This is a genomic window from Pseudomonas sp. WS 5411, assembly GCF_012985595.1.
Taxonomy (GTDB): Bacteria; Pseudomonadota; Gammaproteobacteria; order Pseudomonadales; family Pseudomonadaceae; genus Aquipseudomonas; species Aquipseudomonas shahriarae.
On the sequence record NZ_JAARMC010000005.1, the window covers coordinates 99,866 to 118,363 of the forward strand.

The 18,498-nt window shown below is 61.7% G+C and carries 18 protein-coding genes; 17 read left to right on the plus strand and 1 reads right to left on the minus strand.

The genetic code is table 11. The annotated features are described in order from the left end of the window. Positions 1–136 precede the first annotated feature (136 nt). The 12 genes from arnC (at position 137) to HBR93_RS10965 (ending at position 13,155) form a co-directional block, all read left to right on the plus strand. Positions 137–1,171 carry an undecaprenyl-phosphate 4-deoxy-4-formamido-L-arabinose transferase gene (gene arnC / locus HBR93_RS10910; protein WP_057436554.1) on the plus strand — a complete coding sequence of 345 codons (1,035 nt, stop codon included), beginning with the start codon at positions 137–139 and terminating at the stop codon, positions 1,169–1,171. Continuing rightward, a complete protein-coding gene (gene arnA, locus HBR93_RS10915) occupies positions 1,168–3,171 on the plus strand; it encodes a bifunctional UDP-4-amino-4-deoxy-L-arabinose formyltransferase/UDP-glucuronic acid oxidase ArnA (protein WP_120733132.1) in 2,004 nt (667 codons plus the stop codon). The genes arnC and arnA overlap by 4 nt, the downstream gene beginning before the upstream one ends. Continuing rightward, positions 3,168–4,055: a 4-deoxy-4-formamido-L-arabinose-phosphoundecaprenol deformylase gene (arnD, locus tag HBR93_RS10920; protein WP_162947795.1), complete on the plus strand. Its 888-nt coding sequence runs from the start codon at positions 3,168–3,170 to the stop codon at positions 4,053–4,055. The genes arnA and arnD overlap by 4 nt, the downstream gene beginning before the upstream one ends. Then, complete coding sequence (gene arnT / locus HBR93_RS10925) at positions 4,052–5,707, plus strand: lipid IV(A) 4-amino-4-deoxy-L-arabinosyltransferase (protein ID WP_169960323.1); 1,656 nt, start codon at positions 4,052–4,054, stop codon at positions 5,705–5,707. Before arnD ends, arnT begins: the two co-directional genes overlap by 4 nt. After that, positions 5,704–6,051, plus strand: a complete 348-nt coding sequence (gene arnE, locus HBR93_RS10930) for a 4-amino-4-deoxy-L-arabinose-phosphoundecaprenol flippase subunit ArnE (protein WP_057959490.1) — start codon at positions 5,704–5,706, stop codon at positions 6,049–6,051. The genes arnT and arnE overlap by 4 nt, the downstream gene beginning before the upstream one ends. Beyond that, positions 6,048–6,452 carry a 4-amino-4-deoxy-L-arabinose-phosphoundecaprenol flippase subunit ArnF gene (gene arnF / locus HBR93_RS10935; RefSeq protein ID WP_169960324.1) on the plus strand — a complete coding sequence of 135 codons (405 nt, stop codon included), beginning with the start codon at positions 6,048–6,050 and terminating at the stop codon, positions 6,450–6,452. Before arnE ends, arnF begins: the two co-directional genes overlap by 4 nt. Then, positions 6,449–7,822, plus strand: a complete 1,374-nt coding sequence (locus HBR93_RS10940) for a UDP-glucose/GDP-mannose dehydrogenase family protein (protein WP_057436571.1) — start codon at positions 6,449–6,451, stop codon at positions 7,820–7,822. Before arnF ends, HBR93_RS10940 begins: the two co-directional genes overlap by 4 nt. Before the next feature lie 3 nt (positions 7,823–7,825). Continuing rightward, a complete protein-coding gene (locus tag HBR93_RS10945; protein WP_115128241.1) occupies positions 7,826–9,433 on the plus strand; it encodes a glycosyltransferase family 39 protein in 1,608 nt (535 codons plus the stop codon). Between the two features lie 190 nt (positions 9,434–9,623). Beyond that, positions 9,624–9,842 (plus strand): type VI secretion system contractile sheath small subunit, encoded by a 219-nt coding sequence (locus tag HBR93_RS10950; RefSeq protein WP_057436575.1) that lies wholly within the window; start codon positions 9,624–9,626, stop codon positions 9,840–9,842. A gap of 188 nt (positions 9,843–10,030) precedes the next feature. Continuing rightward, complete coding sequence (locus HBR93_RS10955) at positions 10,031–10,735, plus strand: HPP family protein (RefSeq protein WP_115128242.1); 705 nt, start codon at positions 10,031–10,033, stop codon at positions 10,733–10,735. Positions 10,736–10,893: 158 nt separating this feature from the next. Next, positions 10,894–12,000 (plus strand): enoyl-CoA hydratase/isomerase family protein, encoded by a 1,107-nt coding sequence (locus tag HBR93_RS10960; RefSeq protein WP_169960325.1) that lies wholly within the window; start codon positions 10,894–10,896, stop codon positions 11,998–12,000. A gap of 3 nt (positions 12,001–12,003) precedes the next feature. Further along, on the plus strand, positions 12,004–13,155 hold the full coding sequence (locus tag HBR93_RS10965) for an acyl-CoA dehydrogenase family protein (protein WP_169960326.1): 1,152 nt from the start codon (positions 12,004–12,006) through the stop codon (positions 13,153–13,155). A 51-nt stretch (positions 13,156–13,206) separates the two neighbouring features. Here the strand turns inward: HBR93_RS10965 and HBR93_RS10970 are convergent, their stop codons facing one another. After that, a complete protein-coding gene (locus tag HBR93_RS10970) occupies positions 13,207–13,632 on the minus strand; it encodes a hypothetical protein (RefSeq protein ID WP_169960327.1) in 426 nt (141 codons plus the stop codon). A 263-nt stretch (positions 13,633–13,895) separates the two neighbouring features. Here HBR93_RS10970 and HBR93_RS10975 point away from each other — a divergent pair, with 263 nt between their 5' ends. From HBR93_RS10975 to glgA, 5 genes are all read left to right on the plus strand, one after another. Then, positions 13,896–14,345 (plus strand): SRPBCC family protein, encoded by a 450-nt coding sequence (locus HBR93_RS10975; protein WP_057436584.1) that lies wholly within the window; start codon positions 13,896–13,898, stop codon positions 14,343–14,345. A 166-nt stretch (positions 14,346–14,511) separates the two neighbouring features. After that, positions 14,512–14,958 carry a DUF411 domain-containing protein gene (locus tag HBR93_RS10980; protein ID WP_057959482.1) on the plus strand — a complete coding sequence of 149 codons (447 nt, stop codon included), beginning with the start codon at positions 14,512–14,514 and terminating at the stop codon, positions 14,956–14,958. 3 nt (positions 14,959–14,961) lie between these two features. After that, positions 14,962–15,390, plus strand: a complete 429-nt coding sequence (locus tag HBR93_RS10985; RefSeq protein WP_057436587.1) for a YqaA family protein — start codon at positions 14,962–14,964, stop codon at positions 15,388–15,390. 33 nt (positions 15,391–15,423) lie between these two features. Further along, entirely contained in the window at positions 15,424–16,377 is a 954-nt protein-coding gene (locus HBR93_RS10990; RefSeq protein ID WP_115128244.1) for a D-2-hydroxyacid dehydrogenase family protein, read from the plus strand. 558 nt (positions 16,378–16,935) lie between these two features. After that, on the plus strand, positions 16,936–18,495 hold the full coding sequence (glgA, locus tag HBR93_RS10995; protein WP_057436591.1) for a glycogen synthase GlgA: 1,560 nt from the start codon (positions 16,936–16,938) through the stop codon (positions 18,493–18,495). Positions 18,496–18,498 lie beyond the last annotated feature (3 nt).

Consider the following 18,498-nt stretch of genomic DNA (forward strand, 5'->3'; position numbering starts at 1 on the left):
TTTATCTTTGGCCGTAATGGGCTTTACTCAGGATGGGTATGCTATCGGCCATTTTTTATTGAGTCGCCTGCACTTTAATCCCATGTTTGTTGTCATCTCTACGCTCAAAGTTGCTCTAATCCGAGGTCATGAATCTTTGAAACCCTACCCTATTCATTGCGTGTCGATCGTTATCCCGGTCTACAACGAAGAACAGAGCCTGCCCGAACTGCTGCGCCGTACCCGTGCGGCGTGCGAGCAGTTGGCCTATGAGTATGAAATCATCCTGGTAGACGACGGCAGCCGCGACAGTTCCGCCCAACTGCTCGAAGACGCGGCAAGCGAGGCCGGCAGCCATGTGGTGGCCGTGATCCTCAACCGTAACTACGGCCAGCACGCGGCAATCATGGCCGGTTTCGAACAATGCCGGGGCGAGGTGGTGATTACCCTCGATGCCGACCTGCAAAACCCGCCCGAAGAGATTCCACGCCTGGTCGAGCAAGCCGCCCTGGGCTACGACGTGGTCGCCACCGTGCGTAACAACCGCCAGGACTCGGCCTTTCGCCGCTGGCCTTCGCGCCTGATCAACCTGGCCGTACAGCGCTCCACCGGCGTGGCCATGACCGACTATGGCTGCATGCTGCGCGCTTACCGGCGCACCATCGTCGATGCCATGCTCGCCTGCCGTGAGCGCAGCACCTTTATCCCGATCCTGGCCAACGGCTTTGCGCGCCATACCACGGAGATTCTGGTGCACCACGCCGAGCGCGAACACGGCGAGTCCAAATACAGCGCCATGCGCCTGATCAGCCTGATGTTCGACTTGTTGACCTGCATGACCACCACCCCTCTGCGTCTGCTGTCCATCGTCGGCTTCAGCCTGGCAGCCCTGGGCATGCTGTTTGCCTTTGCCTTGATCGTGCTGCGCCTGGCCTTTGGTGCCGATTGGGCCGGCGATGGCCTGTTCGTACTGTTCGCCGTGCTGTTTGTGTTTACTGGCGGGCAGTTCATCGGCATGGGCCTGTTGGGCGAATACCTCGGGCGGATGTACAGCGATGTGCGTGCCCGCCCCCGCTTTTTTATTGAAAAGGTGCTGCGCAACGAGCCGACAGCCCCAGCGCCAGCGGTCATCGTCGATGGCCTGCCCTCTTCCCAATCGTCCACTTCCTCTTCCAGTCAGGTTTCGTCATGAGTTCTAAAGCTGTTGTTTTTGCTTACCACGACATTGGCTGTGCAGGCATCGAAGCCCTGCTCGCTACGGGCTACCAGATTGCTGCCGTGTTCACCCATGCCGATGACCCCAAGGAAAACACCTTCTACGGCTCGGTCGCCCAGCTGTGCGCCCGCCACGGCATCCCGGTGCACGCGCCGGAAGACGCCAACCACCCGCTGTGGGTCGAGCGTGTGGCCAAGCTGAACCCGGACTTCATCTTCTCGTTCTACTACCGCAACCTGCTGGGCGAGGCGTTGTTGGCCACCGCGCGCCAGGGCGCGTTCAACCTGCACGGTTCGCTGCTGCCCAAATACCGTGGCCGCGCGCCGGCCAACTGGGTGCTGGTCAACGGCGAAACCGAAACCGGCGTGACCCTGCACCGTATGGTCAAGCGTGCCGACGCCGGCGCGATTCTCGCCCAGCAAAAAGTCATGATCGAACGCAGCGACACCGGCCTGACACTCCACGCCAAGCTGCGCGAGGCGGCCACCCAGTTGCTGCGTGACGCGCTGCCGCAACTGGCCAAGGGCACGTTGAGCGAAACCGCCCAGGACGAAAGCCAGGCCACCTGCTTTGGCCGCCGTACCCCGGCGGACGGCAAGCTCGTCTGGAGCAAACCTGCAGAACAGCTGTTCAACCTGGTGCGGGCCGTGACCCAGCCGTACCCTGGCGCCTTCTGTGCCGTGGGCGAACACAAGCTGATCGTATGGCAAGCCGAAGTACTCAAGGGCAACGAAGGCCAGGCGCCCGGCCGTGTGATCAGCGTCAACCCGCTGCGCATTGCCTGCGGTGAAGACTCTCTGGTCATCCACTTCGGCCAGCGCAATGACCATGGCCTGTACCTGACCGGCCCGGCCCTGGCCGATGAGCTGGGCCTGGTGGATGGCTCGATCCTGCGCGGTGCCGAATCGGGCGGTAAACCACGGCGTACCCGCGTGCTGATCCTGGGGGTCAACGGCTTTATCGGCAACCACCTGTCCGAGCGCCTGTTGCGCGACGATCGCTACGAAGTCTACGGCCTGGATATCGGCTCCGACGCCATCGAGCGCCTGCGCAGCCACCCCAACTTCCATTATGTGGAAGGCGATATCAGCATTCACTCCGAGTGGATCGAGTACCACATCAAGAAATGCGACGTGGTCCTGCCGCTGGTGGCCATCGCCACGCCAATCGAATACACCCGCAACCCGCTGCGCGTGTTCGAGCTGGACTTCGAAGAAAACCTCAAGCTGGTGCGCTACTGCGTCAAGTACAACAAACGCGTGATTTTCCCGTCGACCTCTGAAGTCTATGGCATGTGCCAGGACCAGAACTTCGACGAAGACACCTCCAACCTGGTGGTCGGCCCGATCAACAAACAGCGCTGGATCTACTCGGTCTCCAAGCAGTTGCTGGACCGGGTGATCTGGGCCTATGGCGCCAAGGGTCTGAATTTTACCCTGTTCCGCCCATTCAACTGGATGGGCCCGCGCCTGGATCGCCTGGACTCGGCACGCATCGGCAGCTCCCGGGCCATTACCCAGTTGATCCTCAACCTGGTGGAAGGCACGCCGATCCGCCTGTTTGACGGCGGCGAGCAGAAGCGCTGCTTCACCGACATTGCCGACGGCATCGAGGCCCTGGCGCGGATCATCGACAACGATAACGACGCGTGCAACGGCCAGATCATCAATATCGGCAACCCGGACAACGAAGCCAGCATCCGCCAGTTGGGCGAAGAACTGCTGCGTCAGTTCGAGGCCCACCCGTTGCGCGGTAACTTCCCGCCATTCGCGGGCTTTCGCGAAGTGGAAAGCAAGGCGTTCTACGGCGCCGGTTATCAGGATGTGGCGCACCGCAAGCCGAGCATTGCCAACGCCAAGCGCCTGTTGAACTGGGAGCCGAGCGTGGCGATGAGCGAAACCATCGGCAACACCCTGGACTTCTTCCTGCGTGAAGCAATGCTGGAAATCGCCCAGTCCAGCGAAGCAGGCAAATAATGAAGGCAGGTCTGCGCATCGACGTCGACACCTACCGCGGCACCCGTGATGGCGTGCCACGGTTGCTGGAGTTGCTGGATGAGGCCGGCATCAAGGCGACGTTCTTCTTCAGTGTCGGCCCGGACAACATGGGCCGCCACTTGTGGCGCCTGATCCGCCCGCAGTTCCTGTGGAAGATGCTGCGCTCCAACGCTGCCGGGCTGTATGGCTGGGACATTCTGCTGGCCGGCACTGCCTGGCCGGGCAAGCCGATTGGCCGCGACCTCGGGCACCTGATGCGCCAGGCCAAGGCCGCCGGGCACGAAGTGGGCCTGCACGCCTGGGATCACCATGGCTGGCAAGCCAATGCCGGGCGCTGGAGCGATACGCAGTTGGTGGAGCAGGTACGCCGTGGGCTCGACACCCTGGGCGATATCCTCGGCGCCCCGGTGCAGTGTTCTGCCGCCGCCGGCTGGCGGGCCGATGAGCGTGTGGTGCAGGCCAAGCAAGGCTTTGGCTTGCGCTACAACAGCGATTGTCGTGGCACCAGCCTGTTCCGCCCGGTCCTCGCCGATGGCAGCGCTGGCACGCCACAGGTCCCGGTGGACTTGCCGACCTTCGACGAGGTGGTCGGGCCACAGGTCGCGGCCAAGGACTTCAATCGCTTCATTCTTGATCGGTTCACCGAATCGACACTCAACGTCTATACGATCCACGCAGAAGTAGAAGGGATTCTGATGGCCAATGAATTTCGCCAGCTGCTCGCCCAGGCAGGACAGCGCGGCATCCAGTTCCAACCCTTGGGCAACCTGCTGCCGGCCGATCCGGCCAGCCTGCCCCTGGCGCATCTGACACGCGGCGTACTCGGCGGCCGCGAAGGCTGGCTGGGAGTGCAACAGGCATGATCCGACGTTGGGCCCTGCCCCTGCTCCTGTTGGTCTTCGGCCTGTGCTATCTGTTGCCGATGGTCACCCATGGCCTGTGGATCCCGGACGAAACCCGCTATGCGCAGATCAGCCAGGAAATGCTGCTGACCGGCAAATGGGCGTCGCCGCACTTTATGGGCATCCGTTATTTCGAAAAACCGGCGGCCGGCTACTGGATGATCGCCCTCGGCCAGGCGCTGTTCGGGCAGAACCTGTTCGGCGTGCGCGTAGCCTCTGCGCTGGCCACGGGCTTGAGCATATTGCTGGTGTACTTCATGGCCCGGCGCCTGTGGAACGATCCGCGCAAGAGCCTGGTCAGCAGCGTGCTGTACATGAGTTTTATCAGCGTGGCGATGTCCGGTGGCTACGCCAACCTCGACCCGCAGTTCAGTTTCTGGGTCAACCTCAGCGGCGTGGCCTTGTGGCTATGTATCGACAGCCAGACCCGACGCGCCCGCCTGGCGGCCTGGGCCTTGCTGGGGTTTGCTTGCGCCATGGGCTTCATGACCAAGGGTTTTCTGGCGTGGCTGCTGCCGGTATTGATCGCCCTGCCCTATATGGTCTGGCAAAAGCGTTTGCGTGAGCTGTTGGCCTATGGCCTGGTTGCCGTGGCGGTGGCGATTGCGGTCAGCCTGCCCTGGGCGCTGATGGTGCATGCCCAGGAGCCCGACTACTGGAACTTCTTCTTCTGGCACGAACACATCCAGCGTTTTGCCGGTGAAGATGCCCAGCACGAAGAAGCCTGGTGGTACTACCTGCCGTTGCTGGCCGCGTTCAGCTTGCCGTGGCTGGCCCTGCTGCCCTCCACCCTGAAACAGGCGTGGCAGGAAAAACGCACGCACAAGATCGGTTTCCTGTTGTTGTGGCTGCTGATGCCCCTGGCGTTTTTCAGCCTGAGCAAGGGCAAGCTGCCGGCCTATATCCTGCCGTGCCTGCTGCCTTTGGCATTGCTGATGGGCCATACCCTGACCGACAAGCTGGCCCAGGCCCGTGGCCGGGTGCTGCAAGTCAATGGCTGGCTCAATCTGATTATCGGGGTGCTGGGCCTGCTGGCAATCGTGTACTTCCAGTTGAAGAAGCCGATTTATGCCCCGCAGCAGGAACTGCTGAGCCTGGTGCTGGTGTTCAGCGTGCTGCTGGGCTGGATCATCGCCAACCTGCTGCAGGCGGTACGCCCGTTGCGTTTGTGGGCGGCGCCGGCACTGGGCAGTTGGTTACTGGTGGCCCTGGTGCCGGCGGCGTTGCCGCACTCGGTGGTCAATAACAAGACTCCGGACCAGTTCATTATCGACCACGCCGTAGAACTGGCGGCTACCCAGCGCCTGCTGAGCAACGACCTGGGCGCAGCCTCGGCCCTGGCGTGGCGGCTCAAGCGCCCGGACGTGGCGCTGTACAACACCATCGGCGAAGTCAAATACGGCCTGGCCTATGCCGACAGCAGCGCCCGCCGGGTCGACCTCGCAAGCGTCCAGCAGTGGCTGGGCGACGCGCGCAAACAGGGTTCGGTGGGCGTGGTAATGCGCGTGAAGGGCGCATCTGAGCAACGCGAACTGGCATTGCTGCCCGCAGACGGCAAGCGCTACGAGCAAGGCAATATGGTGATTCTGCTGTTCCCGCAGGTGGCGCCTTGATCACCCTGCTGCTGCTCCTGGCCGCGTGCCTGCTGACCTGCATGGGCCAGATCGCGCAAAAGTATGCCGTGGAAGGCTGGCGCGGCCAGCCTGCGGGCTGGGCCTTGAAGCTGCGCTCGCCCTGGCTCTGGTCGGCCCTGCTGTGCCTGGGCCTGGGCCTGCTGGTGTGGCTGCTGGTGCTGCAACGCCTGGAAGTGGGGATTGCCTACCCGATGCTCAGCCTGAATTTTGTATTGATCACCCTGGTGGCGCGCTTTGTGTTCCATGAGCCGGTGGATCGCCGCCACTGGGTGGGCGTGGCCCTGGTGATGGCCGGCGTGCTGCTGCTGGGAGGCCAGGTATGAGCCGGTTGCGCGGTTTCACCCTGGCGTTATCCAGCGTGGTACTGGTCAGCGCGGCCCAGTTGGGCATGCGCTGGAGCATGACGCGCCTGCCATTGCCGGCGGAGTGGCTCGCCGTGCCCATGGTTGATCCCGTGGCCTTGGGCGTGGTCGCCCTGGCCATCGTGGCCTACGCCCTGTCGATGCTGTGCTGGCTCGGCGCGCTGCAGCACCTGCCCCTGGGTCGCGCCTATTCGTTGCTGAGTATCAGCTACGTCCTGGTGTACCTGCTGGCGGCCAGCTTGCCGGGCTTCAACGAACCCTTTTCCCTGTCACGGACCTTGGGGGTGGCTCTGGTCATCCTGGGTGTGCTGACCATCAACTCCCGTCGTATCGGCAACACAAGCCCCAGGAATACCCCATGAAAATCAGCGTATTTGGTAGTGGTTACGTTGGCCTGGTACAGGCCACCGTATTGGCCGAGGTCGGTCACGATGTGATCTGCATGGACGTTGACGAAAACAAGGTGCGCCTGCTGCAACAGGGCCATGTGAGCATTTTCGAGCCGGGGCTTGCCAGCCTGGTCCGGGAAAACCTGGAAAACGGCCGGTTGACCTTTACCAGCCAGGAAAAACTCGCGGTCGAGCATGGCGAAGTGTTGTTTATCGCGGTTGGCACGCCTTCTGACGAAGACGGCTCGGCGGACTTGAAGTATGTGCTGTCGGTGGGCGATGCGGTGGCCCGTCATCGCGTCGAGCCGGTTATCCTGGTGGAAAAATCCACGGTCCCGGTGGGCACCGGCGACACCCTGCGCGCCCATATCGACAAGGCCCTGGCCGGTCGCAGCCTGGTGTTCGATATTGTCTCCAACCCGGAATTCCTCAAGGAAGGCTCTGCGGTGGCCGACTGCCGACGCCCCGACCGGATCATCATCGGTTGCGAGCGCGAAGAAGTGCGTGAGGTGATGCGCGACCTGTACGCGCCGTTCAATCGCAACCACGACCGCATTATCTTTATGGATGTGCGCAGCGCCGAGCTGACCAAGTACGCCGCCAACTGCATGCTGGCGACCAAGATCAGCTTTATCAACCAGATCGCCGAGCTGGCCGAGCACCTGGGGGCCGATATCGAATCGGTGCGCCTGGGCATCGGCGCCGACTCGCGGATCGGCTACCACTTCATCTACCCGGGCTGCGGCTACGGCGGCTCGTGCTTCCCCAAGGACATGCGCGCGCTGATCCACAGCGCTCGCCAAGCCAATTGCTCCAGTGACCTGCTCGAAGCGGTGGAAGCCATCAACCAGCGGCAGAAAAGCAAACTGTTCGAGCGGATCCGGGCGTTCTACAAAGGCGAACTGCGTGGCAAGACCTTCGCCTTGTGGGGCCTGGCGTTCAAGCCCAACACCGATGACATGCGCGACGCCCCCAGCCGGGTGCTGATGGAATCGCTGTGGGCCGCCGGGGCCAACGTGCGGGCCTTCGACCCTGAGGCCATGCAGGAAACCCAGAAGCTGTACGGCGATGACCCGCGCCTGATGCTGATGGGCACCCCGGAATCGACCCTGGGCGGCGCCGATGCCTTGATCATCTGCACTGAGTGGCAGCAGTTCAAAGCCCCGGATTTCGACCTGCTGCACGCACGCCTCAAGGCGCCGGTGATCTTTGACGGGCGCAACCTGTATGACGCCGAGCGCCTGGCGCGCAAGGGCTTCCACTACTTCCCGATAGGGCGTGGGCAGTCCTGCGACTTGCCGATCCCCCAGCAACAGTGGGTACCCCGGCTGCTGGAGGCCTGAGGCGTGGACAAGCTAGCCAGCCCGGCCCTGCACCGCCAATCCTGGGGCGTCGGGCTCCTGGCGCTGCTGCTGTTTGTCGCCGGCAACTGGGACCAGGCAATTATCGGTTTTGACTCGCGCTTTGTGCTGTTCGCCCAGGAGATGTTGCGCCACGGGCCGGGGTTTTTCCCCACCACCTATGGCCAGCCGTATGCCGATTACCTGTCGACCTCAACCCTGCTGACCTGGCTGTTGTCGCTGCCCCTGGGGCGGGTCACCAGCTTCAGTGCCTGGCTGCCGACCGCCGTTGCCTCGGCGGTCATCGTCGCCCTGGTCTACCGCCTGACCGCGCCCTACTCCCAGCGCTGGGCGCTGCTGAGCATCGCGTTGTTGTTGCTCAGCAGCACATTTATCAGCGAGACCCGCGCGGTTTCCCTGGATCAGATGCTGGCGGCGGTGACCCTGGCGCTGTTTTACCTGGGCTACGCCCACGATCACTTCGCCAGCCCTCGGCGCCTGCCCTGGCTATTGCTCCTGTTATTGCTCGGCTTTGCGATTCGCGGGCCCATCGGCCTGGTCATCCCCACCGGGGTGTTGTGCAGCTATTACCTGCTCAACCGTCAGTGGCGCCGGTTGTTCAGCTTCGGCGTGCTGGCCTTGGCGCTGCTGCTGGCGTGTGTCGGCTTGCTGCTGTTGCTGGCCAAGGTCAGTGGTGGCGAAAGCTTTATGCAGGACGTGATCCGCATGCAGTTCCTCGGGCGCATGGACGGCCGCGAAGGCTCCAGCAGCGTCTGGTATTACTTCAGCAGCTCCCTGGGCAACTACGCCCCGGCCTACCCGTTGGCCCTGCTGGTGCTACTGGCGGTGCTGTTCAGTGCCCGGCGCACCGCTGATAGCGCATGGCAGTTGTTGCTGGGGTGCACGGCTGCGGGTTTGATCGTGCTGCTTGGCCTGTCGATCCCCGAGGCGAAAAAAGCCCGCTATGTGTTACCGATGATGCCGATGGTGGCGATTATCGCCGCGTACCCGTTCCACAGGGTGGACGGGCGGCTGTTCAAGGGGCTGCGGGGCTTGATGCTGGGGCTGTGGGCGCTGACCCCGGGGCTGTTAATCGGCGCGCTGCTGGTGGCGCGCCAGCGCTTTGCTGCGCAGCTGGAGCATTTCCAGGGCGTGTTGGGCCTGTTGATTGGCTTGCAGCTCCTGAGTGTGGGGATGCTCCTCAAGTGGCGCTGGCGCCCGGTGGGGCCGGCGTTTTGCGCGGTGCTGGCGGTATGGGGCCTGTACATCCTGGTGGTCGAACCCGTGGAGCGCCGCCTCTACGACACCCGCACCTTTGCCCGCGAGGCCCATGCGCTGATCCAGCAGGACCCGGCGCCGCTGGTATTGCATGGCTTGGGTAAAGACGCCAAGGCCATTAAGTTCATGGTCAATGTGGAATGTGACCGGGTGCCGCTGTTTACCCAGGCACCTGCCGACCTGGCCTCGTTGCCGACGCCGGCGTGGCTGGTGATGGACCAGGCTGATTTCCAGCGCCTCGATGAACCACGCTGGCGCGGGTTGACGCCGGTACTGACGGGGTCATTCGATAAAAACACCTATGTGCTGCTGCGTCTGGAGCGGGCTGGGCCATAGCAGGCATTTAAAGCCCTGTGGGGTGGTCATAAGCGCCACACGCACTATCAAGAAAGCTCCTACGTTTGTATCCGTAAATGCCGGTACCAGCGCCCCTATCAGCCCCATAACCCCGGCGCTAAACTGGTTTTACATCTGTGCTGCATAGTTACCGCCAAACGTTCAAAAGACGCCTCAGAGGATCGCCGCCATGGTTAAAGAGCAATTGCCTATTGAGCAGGTACATGTCGGCTATATCCCCATGCCCACCCTTGATCGGCTGATGGAGCTGCGCGACGCCCTGGTCGCGCTCAAGGGGCCGCTGGCCAATGACCCACGGCTGCGGGAAAGTGTGCAGAAGTCGTTGATCAATGCCGAGAACCACGAGCGGGTGCTGGGCAAGGTCAGCCTGGGGTATGAGCGGTGTTGATGCAAAAATACTGCACTTAACCTGCATTAATATGCATTGGCGAGGGTTTTGATTGATCGGCACACTGCGCCGGTTCCTCCCCCAAATGTTGGAACTTTCGTTGGGCTTTGCGGGAAACCGCAAAGCCCTTCTTTTTGCCTGATCCCGCATTATTTCCTGCTCGCCTTTGAAGATTGGACTGCCCCGCAATGCTCGCTCGTTGGTTACCCGCTGCTATCAATACCCGTCCCGCCGAATGGAGCCGCGCCGCCATCGGCATGGCCCTGGGCACCCTGTTTACCGTATGGCTCTGCGCCCAGGTGTATGGCCTGGAAGTGGCCATGCACCTGCTGGGTCCGCTGGGGGCCTCTGCCGTGCTGTTGTTTGCGGTGTCATCGGGGGCCCTCGCCCAGCCATGGTCGATTATTGGCAGCTATCTATGCGCCAGTGTGGTGGCCTTGCTGGTAGCCCGGGTCTTGGGCCGGACCCTGGGCAGCGCCTGCCTCGCGGCGGGCATGGCGTTGATGCTGATGTGCTGGCTGCGTTGCCTGCACCCGCCCTCGGGTGGCCTGGCCATGACCCTGGTCCTTGCCGACCCGGCCAGCATCGCCCTGGGCTGGCAGGAAGTCGGGCCGGTCATGCTGGGGGCTGGCACCCTGCTGCTCTCGGCCCTGGCCTATAACAACCTGACCCGCACCCGTTACCCCAAGGGCCCCGCCGAGGTGCCGGTGATGGTGCAACCGCACGCTCGGGAGGTGGACGCCAAAATCACCGCCGTGGACCTGGAGCAGGCGTTGGCGCAAATGGAGCAGTTTTTCGACGTCACCCCCAGCGAACTGGAAGAGCTGATCCACATCGCCGAAGACCATGCGCGCCGCCGCAGCATTGGCCAAGTGCTGGCCAGCCGGGTGTAGGCGCACCCACCCTGGTTTTTTATCGAATACCCCCTGCATAAATGCAAAGATGACCTGCAGGATTCCGGCTTGTACTGGGCAAATTTGCACTGGTACGATCCGGAGATGGTTCGCCCGCGAACATTTTGATAAAGAACAATAAAAGCAGGGAGTTACAGATGACTGCTCAGGCTCAGTCCCAGGCGACATGCAGCACCCAGTCCTCCCAGGACAGCGTCCTGGCCGAAGTACGCAACCATATCGGCCACCTGACCCTCAACCGCCCCGCCGGCCTCAATGCCATCACCCTGGACATGGTCCGCAGCCTTTCGGCGCGTTTGCGCGCCTGGGCCGAGGATGCCCAGGTGCATGCCGTGGTGTTGCGCGGCGCCGGCGAGAAAGCCTTCTGCGCCGGTGGCGATATCCGCTCGCTATACGACAGCTTCAAGGGTGGCGACACCCTGCATGAAGACTTCTTCGTCGAAGAATACGCCCTCGACCTGGCCATTCATCATTACCGCAAGCCGGTCCTCGCCCTGATGGACGGCTTTGTCCTGGGCGGCGGCATGGGCCTGGTCCAGGGGGCCGACCTGCGGGTTGTCACCGAACGCAGCCGCCTGGCCATGCCGGAAGTGGCCATCGGTTACTTCCCGGATGTGGGCGGCAGCTACTTCCTGCCGCGCATTCCTGGCGAGCTGGGGATTTACCTGGGGGTGACCGGGGTGCAAATCCGCGCCGCCGACGCCCTGTACTGCGGGCTCGCCGACTGGTACCTGGACAGCGCCAGGCTGGCGGAACTGGATCAGAAACTCGACCACCTGCAATGGCACGATTCGCCACTCAAGGACCTGCAAGGCTTGCTGGCCAAGCTTGCGGTGCAACAATTGCCGGATGCGCCACTGGCCGCCCTGCGCCCGGCCATCGACCACTTCTTTGCCCAGCCGGATGTGCCGAGCATTGTCGAACAACTGCAACAAGTGACCGTCGCCGATAGCCATGAATGGGCGCTGAGCACCGCGCAGTTGATGCAGACCCGCTCCCCCTTGGCCATGGCCGTCACCCTGCAGATGCTGCGACGCGGTCGCCACCTGGCACTGGAAGATTGCTTCGCCCTGGAACTGCACCTGGACCGCCAGTGGTTCGCCCTGGGCGACCTGATCGAAGGCGTGCGCGCGTTGTTGATCGACAAGGACAAAGCCCCGCGCTGGAACCCGCCAACGCTCTCGGCATTGGACCAGCACCACGTCGACAGCTTCTTCCAAGACTTCGCGAAGAACGGGAACTAACTCATGCGAGATATTGAATTTACAGAAGAACAAGTCATGATTCGCGACATGGCGCGCGACTTTGCCCGTGGCGAAATCGCGCCCCATGCCCAGGCCTGGGAAAAGGCCGGCTGGATCGACGACGGCCTGGTCGCCAAGATGGGAGAACTGGGCCTGCTGGGCATGGTAGTGCCGGAAGAATGGGGGGGCACCTATGTGGATTACGTGGCCTACGCCCTGGCCGTCGAGGAGATTTCTGCGGGTGACGGCGCGGTAGGCGCGCTGATGAGTATCCATAATTCAGTGGGTTGCGGGCCGATCCTCAACTACGGCACACAAGCACAGAAAGAAACCTGGCTGGCCGAACTGGCCAGCGGCCAGGCCATCGGCTGCTTTTGCCTGACCGAGCCCCAGGCCGGCTCCGAAGCCCACAACCTGCGCACCCGCGCCGAATTGCGTGATGGTCAGTGGGTGATCAACGGCGCCAAGCAGTTTGTCAGCAATGGCAAACGGGCCAAATTAGCGATTGTATTTGCAGTGACCGACCCGGAGTTGGGCAAAAAGGGCATTTCGGCGTTCCTGGTGCCCACCGACACCCCAGGTTTTACCGTGGACCGTACCGAACACAAGATGGGCATCCGCGCCTCGGACACCTGCGCCGTGACCCTCAGCCAGTGCAGCGTGCCCGAAGCCAACCTGCTGGGCGAACGCGGCAAGGGTCTGGCCATTGCCCTGTCCAACCTGGAGGGTGGGCGCATCGGTATCGCCGCCCAGGCCCTGGGCATTGCCCGCGCGGCCTTTGAAGCGGCGTTGGCCTACGCCCGTGACCGGGTGCAGTTCGACAAGGCCATTATTGAGCACCAGAGCGTGGCCAACCTGCTGGCCGACATGCAGACCCGCCTCAATGCCGCACGCTTGCTGATCCTGCATGCCGCACGGTTGCGCAGTGCGGGCAAGCCGTGCCTGTCCGAAGCCTCCCAGGCCAAGCTGTTTGCTTCGGAAATGGCCGAGAAAGTCTGCTCTTCGGCGATGCAGATCCATGGCGGCTATGGCTACCTGGAAGACTACCCGGTGGAACGCTACTACCGGGATGCGCGGATTACGCAGATTTATGAGGGTACCAGTGAGATCCAGCGCATGGTGATTGCACGGGAACTGAAGCACTATCAGCTCTGATCACTAACGATTGCTCCCTTTGTAGGGGAGCAATCGGCAAACAAGAGACTGTCATAGGTTTTTCATGTCGAACTTCACAGACGCCGTCAGTGTTTTTCTTTCTCGTATGGCCTTGATAAACATCGTTCCTTCAGCACGTTTTCCGTCTGGAGAAAACGTAACATCAACGTGGCCCTCTCTTGTGATCCATGGCGTGGATGAATCCAGCGTGTAAAAGTCCAGGACGCGCAGCTCCGCGTCTCCAAGCTGATACTTACCGGAGGGAGTGCCAGCCTGCAAAGCCGCTTCGATGGCCGTGGGGTTGGGTGCAGTCCCGTGGTCACCGTATAGGTGAACTGAATCCTGGAGACGGCCATACCAAACAAAGTCCGCAACAAAGTCTGTGCCGGGCGTATTGTCTATGGTGACTGTCGCTTGCATGGTGCCGGTTGAGCGGGCATTGCCTTTTACAACTCTTGTGCGCGTACTGTTAGACATTTTCTCGCCATCCAAATGACTGATTAATAAGTTGTGTGCTCATTAGATAACGAGTCGTGAATATTAAAAACTGTCAAATCTGACAGTCTAAAACGTTGGCTTTTATTTCTTTTTACCCCGTGTAATGAGTGCATGACGGTCCCTCTGCGGGTGATGCCCCGTGGCTAGCCTGCTTATAAGATTGATCACCCAGTGCAATGCCCGTAAGTCCGACTAATCTGTCTAGCTCCTAGTGCCCGTTCTCGCCACACAGGAGGTGTGTCATGAGTGTCGTCGATCACCGGATCCGCGCCGAGCGGATCAGCCAGGAGCGCTACATCCAAGCCCCTATCGAAACCGTCTACGACTATGTGACCCAGCCCGACCGCTGGCACGAATGGCACCCCACCTCGTTGAGCGCAGACACCGGTACCAGCGGTTCACTGCCCGTTGGCCAGCGCTTCACCGAAATGATCGACCTGCTGGGGGTACGAGTGCCCATGAGCTACCGGGTGCAGATCGCCGTGCCGCCCCGGGAGTTCAAGACCGTGTTCACTTCCCTCGCCGTGGATGGCAGCATTCACTACTTTCTCCAGACGCGCGGCAGCGGCACCCTGTTTACCCGGGTGCTCAGCTATGAGACCGAGCTGCAGCTCGATACCTTGCAAGCGCGCATGGTGGCGCTGTCGAACCAGGCCATGGACCAACTCAAGCAACGCCTGGAATCGTTCTGAGCTGACAAACTTGTCATCTTTCTCTCAGTTTGCTGACAGCAGCGGACGCTAAGCTCCGAGACTGTCGCGTGCGCGTATAATTTCGAAACATAACCACCTCACCTGCTTCGCAAAAGCGCGGACAATGCGCGCTCTTTGCGCACTCCGTAACCGATGGGACCTGTCTATGAAAACCACCCTGCGCCTGACTTTACTGTCCGCCCTGTTCATGACCAGCCTGGCCCAGGCCGCCGAACTGATCCCGATTGACGTGCATCGCGATGCCAACTGCGGCTGCTGCAAAAAATGGATCAGCCACCTCGAAGCCAACGGGTTCAAGGTCAACGATCATGTGGAAGCCGACATGAGTTCGGTCAAGCAGCGCCTGGGCGTGGCTCCGCGCCTGGCGTCCTGCCATACCGCGGTGATCGACGGCAAGTTCGTCGAAGGCCATGTGCCGGCTGATCAAGTGTTGGCCCTGCGCAAGCGCGACGATCTGTTGGGCATCGCCGCACCAGGCATGCCCATGGGCTCGCCAGGGATGGAAACCCAGGGCATGAGCGATGCCTATCAAGTCATTGGCCTGACCCGCGCCGGCAAAGACGTGGTGGTAGCCGAATACCCGGCCCACTGATCTATGTTTGCAGGCTATGCCGGGCTGTTTCTCAGCGCTTTCGGGGCGGCTACGCTGCTACCGCTGCAATCGGAAGCGGTGCTGGTGGCGCTGCTGCTCAATGGCAGCTACTCGCTGTGGCTACTGCTCGGCATCGCGACCCTGGGCAACGTATTGGGCTCGTTGGTCAATTGGTTGCTGGGCCGTTCGGTCGAGCTGTTCAAGGACCGTCGCTGGTTTCCTGTGAGCGCTGCACAGTTGGAAAAGTCCCGCGGCCATTATCGTCGTTGGGGCCATTGGTCACTGCTGCTCAGTTGGCTGCCGATCATCGGCGACCCACTGACCCTGGTGGCCGGCGTGATGCGGGAGCCGCTCTGGCGTTTTATATTGATCGTCAGCCTGGCCAAGGCGGCCCGTTACGCGGTGGTGGCAATGGCTGTGCATTGGGTGTAACGGTCATCCCCAGTTAACGCAAGGCAGGTGTGTATGTCAGTACAGATCGCAGTCATAGATGATTGGCAAGACGTCGCACGGGACGTGGTGGATTGGTCGGTGCTGGAGACGGTCGGCCAGGTGCATTTCCTGCATGACTATCCGGCCGATACCGCCACCCTGATCGCCCGCTTGCAGGGGTTTGAGGTGATTTGCGTGATGCGTGAGCGCACGCTTTTCGATCAGGCGCTGTTGCAAGGGTTGCCGGCGCTTAAACTGCTGGTCACCGGCGGCATGCGCAATGCGGCCATCGACCTGGCCGCGGCCAAGGCCCTGGGCATCCAGGTGTGCGGCACCGACAGCTACAAGCACGCGGCGCCGGAGTTGACCTGGGCGTTGATCATGGCGTCCACGCGCAATCTGCTGGCTGAAGCCAACGCCCTGCGCGCCGGCCAGTGGCAACAAGGGCTGGGCGGCGATCTGCATGGCAAGACCCTGGGCATCCTCGGCCTGGGCAGTATTGGCCAACGCGTGGCGCAGTTTGGCCAGGTGTTTGGCATGCGTGTGATTGCCTGGAGCGAAAACCTTACCCCGGAACGCGCCGCCGCCGTGGGGGTAACTTGGGTCAGCAAGCGCCAATTGTTCGAGCAAGCCGATGTGCTGTCGATTCACCTGGTGCTCAGCGAGCGCAGCCGTGGACTGGTGGATGCCCAGGCCCTGGCCTGGATGAAGCCCAGTGCACGCCTGGTCAACACGGCACGCGGACCGATCGTTGATGAAGCGGCGCTGGTCGATGCACTGCGCCATGGCCGATTGGCCGGCGCAGCGCTGGATGTGTTCGGGCAGGAGCCATTGCCGGCGGACCATGAATTCCGCCATCTGCCCAATGTATTGGCCACACCCCATGTCGGCTACGTCAGCGAGCAGAACTACCGGCAGTTCTATGGGCAGATGATTGAAGACATCCAGGCATGGGCTGCGGGGGAGATACGGCGCGGCCTGAACTGATACAAAACATTAGATATCACCTATAACTCATTGATATATAACTATATTAACTCTTAATAAATCACTTTAAGCACGACCGCGCACCACTATCGAGCAGCACTGCCTCGGCGCCCCGCCAAGAGGCACCCATCCCCTGTGGCGAGCGGGCTTGCCCGCGTTGGACTGCGCAGCAGTCCCCCTCTCGTGCCTCTACACACCCAGCCATCGATACGATGCCCACCCACCACACCGCCGCAAAAAAGATATTGTCCTACAAATTTTTCCCACAGCCCTTGCAGGCTCTGGGCTGTGTCCTAGACTGATGACCGATGGGTCACGATCAGAACAAAAGCCCCCGCAATAAATCGAAACTTTCCAACTCTGCCGTAGGTCAGGTTTAAGGTAGGACGCACGCCACCGGCGCCAGCCGGACGTCCGCCCATCCAATCTATTTATCAGTTCGGTGCAATTGGCATAAGCCTTGCCAGTCTGTGCAGTGCTAGTGCGCGTGACCGCAGGACGCGGTTGATTTTCGCTGGGGCCTCAGGCGCTCAGTTGACCAACACATGGGAGAGAACAATGATAAGTGCCGCTTCGGGAACTCAGGGACAGCGTTTTAGTCAGCCGGTCGATGGACCAACCACCTTGGTTGACCTTCCCGGCCCAGTGCGGTCGGTGTCGTCGCAAAATCCCAATCGTAAGAAAGTACTGTTTGTGACCTCGGAGCTGGCTGATCTGGTGAAAACCGGCGGCCTGGGGGATGTGTCCGCTGCCCTGCCCCGAGCCATGGCCCACCTGCACGATGTACGGGTGCTGATTCCGGGCTACCGCCAGGTGTTGGACAGCGACAACCCGATCCATATCATCGGCGAACTGGGCGGGCATGCCGCGCTGCCACCGTGCAAGATCGGGCGCATGGACCTCAAGGACGGCCTGGTCATCTATGTGCTGATCTGCCCCGAACTGTACGAGCGTGAAGGCACGCCCTATGGCGCCAACAACGGCCGCGACTGGCCCGACAACCATATCCGCTTCGCCCGCCTGGGCCTGGCCGCCGCCGATATCGCCGCCAACCTCGCGCAAATCCACTGGTGCCCGGACCTGGTGCATGCCCACGACTGGCCAGCCGGCCTGGCGCCGGCCTACATGCACTGGCGGGGTTCGCGCACCCCCACGCTGTTTACCATCCATAACCTGGCCTATCAGGGCGTGGTCAGCCTGGCCTCGTGCCCGGAGCTGGGGATTCCCGAACATGCCTTGCAACAGGAAGGCATGGAGTTCTACGGCAAGATGTCGTTCCTCAAGGCCGGCATGGCCTATTCCAGCCATATCACCACGGTCAGCGCCACCTACGCCCGGGAGATCACCACCCCCGAGTTCGGCTGCGGCCTGGATGGCTTCCTTGCCAGCAAGACCCAGCAAGGCCTGCTCAGTGGCATCCCCAACGGCATTGATGAAAGCTGGGAGTCGTCCACCGACCCACACCTGGACCACCCGTTCAATATCGGCGACTGGCAAGGCAAGGCGGTCAACGCCAGCCACGTACGCAAGCTGTTCGGCCTGGACGCGTCCAGCGGCCCGCTGTTTGCCGTGGTGTCACGCCTGGTCTACCAAAAAGGTCTGGACCTGACCGAAGCCGTCGCCGGCTTTATTGTCGAAAATGGTGGGCAAATTGCCATTATCGGCCGTGGCGAGCCGGAAGAAGAACAAGCCATGCGCGCTTTGGCCCTGCGCTTCCCCGGCCGCATCGGCGTGCGGATCGGCTTTAACGAGACCGATGCGCGCCGCATGTTTGCCGGCAGCGACTTTTTATTGATGCCCTCGCGCTACGAGCCCTGCGGCCTGAGCCAGATGTACGCCCAGCGCTTCGGTTCGCTGCCGGTGGCGCGCAATACCGGCGGCCTGGCTGACACCATCGAAGATGGCGTGACCGGCTTTCTGTTCGACGAATCTACCGTCGAAAGTTACGAAGCCGCCCTCGCCCGTGCCTTCAAGGTGTTTGCCTTCCCCGGCCTGCTCAACGCCATGCGTTGCCGGGCCATGTCCGCGCCATTCAACTGGTGCCAGGCGGTGGAGCCCTATGCCGAACTTTACGAACAACTGGTAGCGAAAGCGCTGGGAAAATCAGGAAAAGTATAAAGA

What these genes read in the sequence shown, in the direction of transcription:
- HBR93_RS10980 (WP_057959482.1), top strand. Translation starts at nt 14,512, where the DNA reads ATGAAAACCACCCTGCGCCTGACTTTACTGTCCGCCCTGTTCATGACC.
- arnT (WP_169960323.1), top strand. Translation starts at nt 4,052, where the DNA reads ATGATCCGACGTTGGGCCCTGCCCCTGCTCCTGTTGGTCTTCGGCCTG.
- HBR93_RS10990 (WP_115128244.1), top strand. Translation starts at nt 15,424, where the DNA reads ATGTCAGTACAGATCGCAGTCATAGATGATTGGCAAGACGTCGCACGG.
- HBR93_RS10950 (WP_057436575.1), top strand. Translation starts at nt 9,624, where the DNA reads ATGGTTAAAGAGCAATTGCCTATTGAGCAGGTACATGTCGGCTATATC.
- HBR93_RS10955 (WP_115128242.1), top strand. Translation starts at nt 10,031, where the DNA reads ATGCTCGCTCGTTGGTTACCCGCTGCTATCAATACCCGTCCCGCCGAA.
- arnA (WP_120733132.1), top strand. Translation starts at nt 1,168, where the DNA reads ATGAGTTCTAAAGCTGTTGTTTTTGCTTACCACGACATTGGCTGTGCA.
- glgA (WP_057436591.1), top strand. Translation starts at nt 16,936, where the DNA reads ATGATAAGTGCCGCTTCGGGAACTCAGGGACAGCGTTTTAGTCAGCCG.
- HBR93_RS10940 (WP_057436571.1), top strand. Translation starts at nt 6,449, where the DNA reads ATGAAAATCAGCGTATTTGGTAGTGGTTACGTTGGCCTGGTACAGGCC.
- HBR93_RS10965 (WP_169960326.1), top strand. Translation starts at nt 12,004, where the DNA reads ATGCGAGATATTGAATTTACAGAAGAACAAGTCATGATTCGCGACATG.
- arnF (WP_169960324.1), top strand. Translation starts at nt 6,048, where the DNA reads ATGAGCCGGTTGCGCGGTTTCACCCTGGCGTTATCCAGCGTGGTACTG.
- HBR93_RS10970 (WP_169960327.1), bottom strand. Translation starts at nt 13,632, where the DNA reads ATGTCTAACAGTACGCGCACAAGAGTTGTAAAAGGCAATGCCCGCTCA.
- HBR93_RS10985 (WP_057436587.1), top strand. Translation starts at nt 14,962, where the DNA reads ATGTTTGCAGGCTATGCCGGGCTGTTTCTCAGCGCTTTCGGGGCGGCT.
- HBR93_RS10975 (WP_057436584.1), top strand. Translation starts at nt 13,896, where the DNA reads ATGAGTGTCGTCGATCACCGGATCCGCGCCGAGCGGATCAGCCAGGAG.
- HBR93_RS10960 (WP_169960325.1), top strand. Translation starts at nt 10,894, where the DNA reads ATGACTGCTCAGGCTCAGTCCCAGGCGACATGCAGCACCCAGTCCTCC.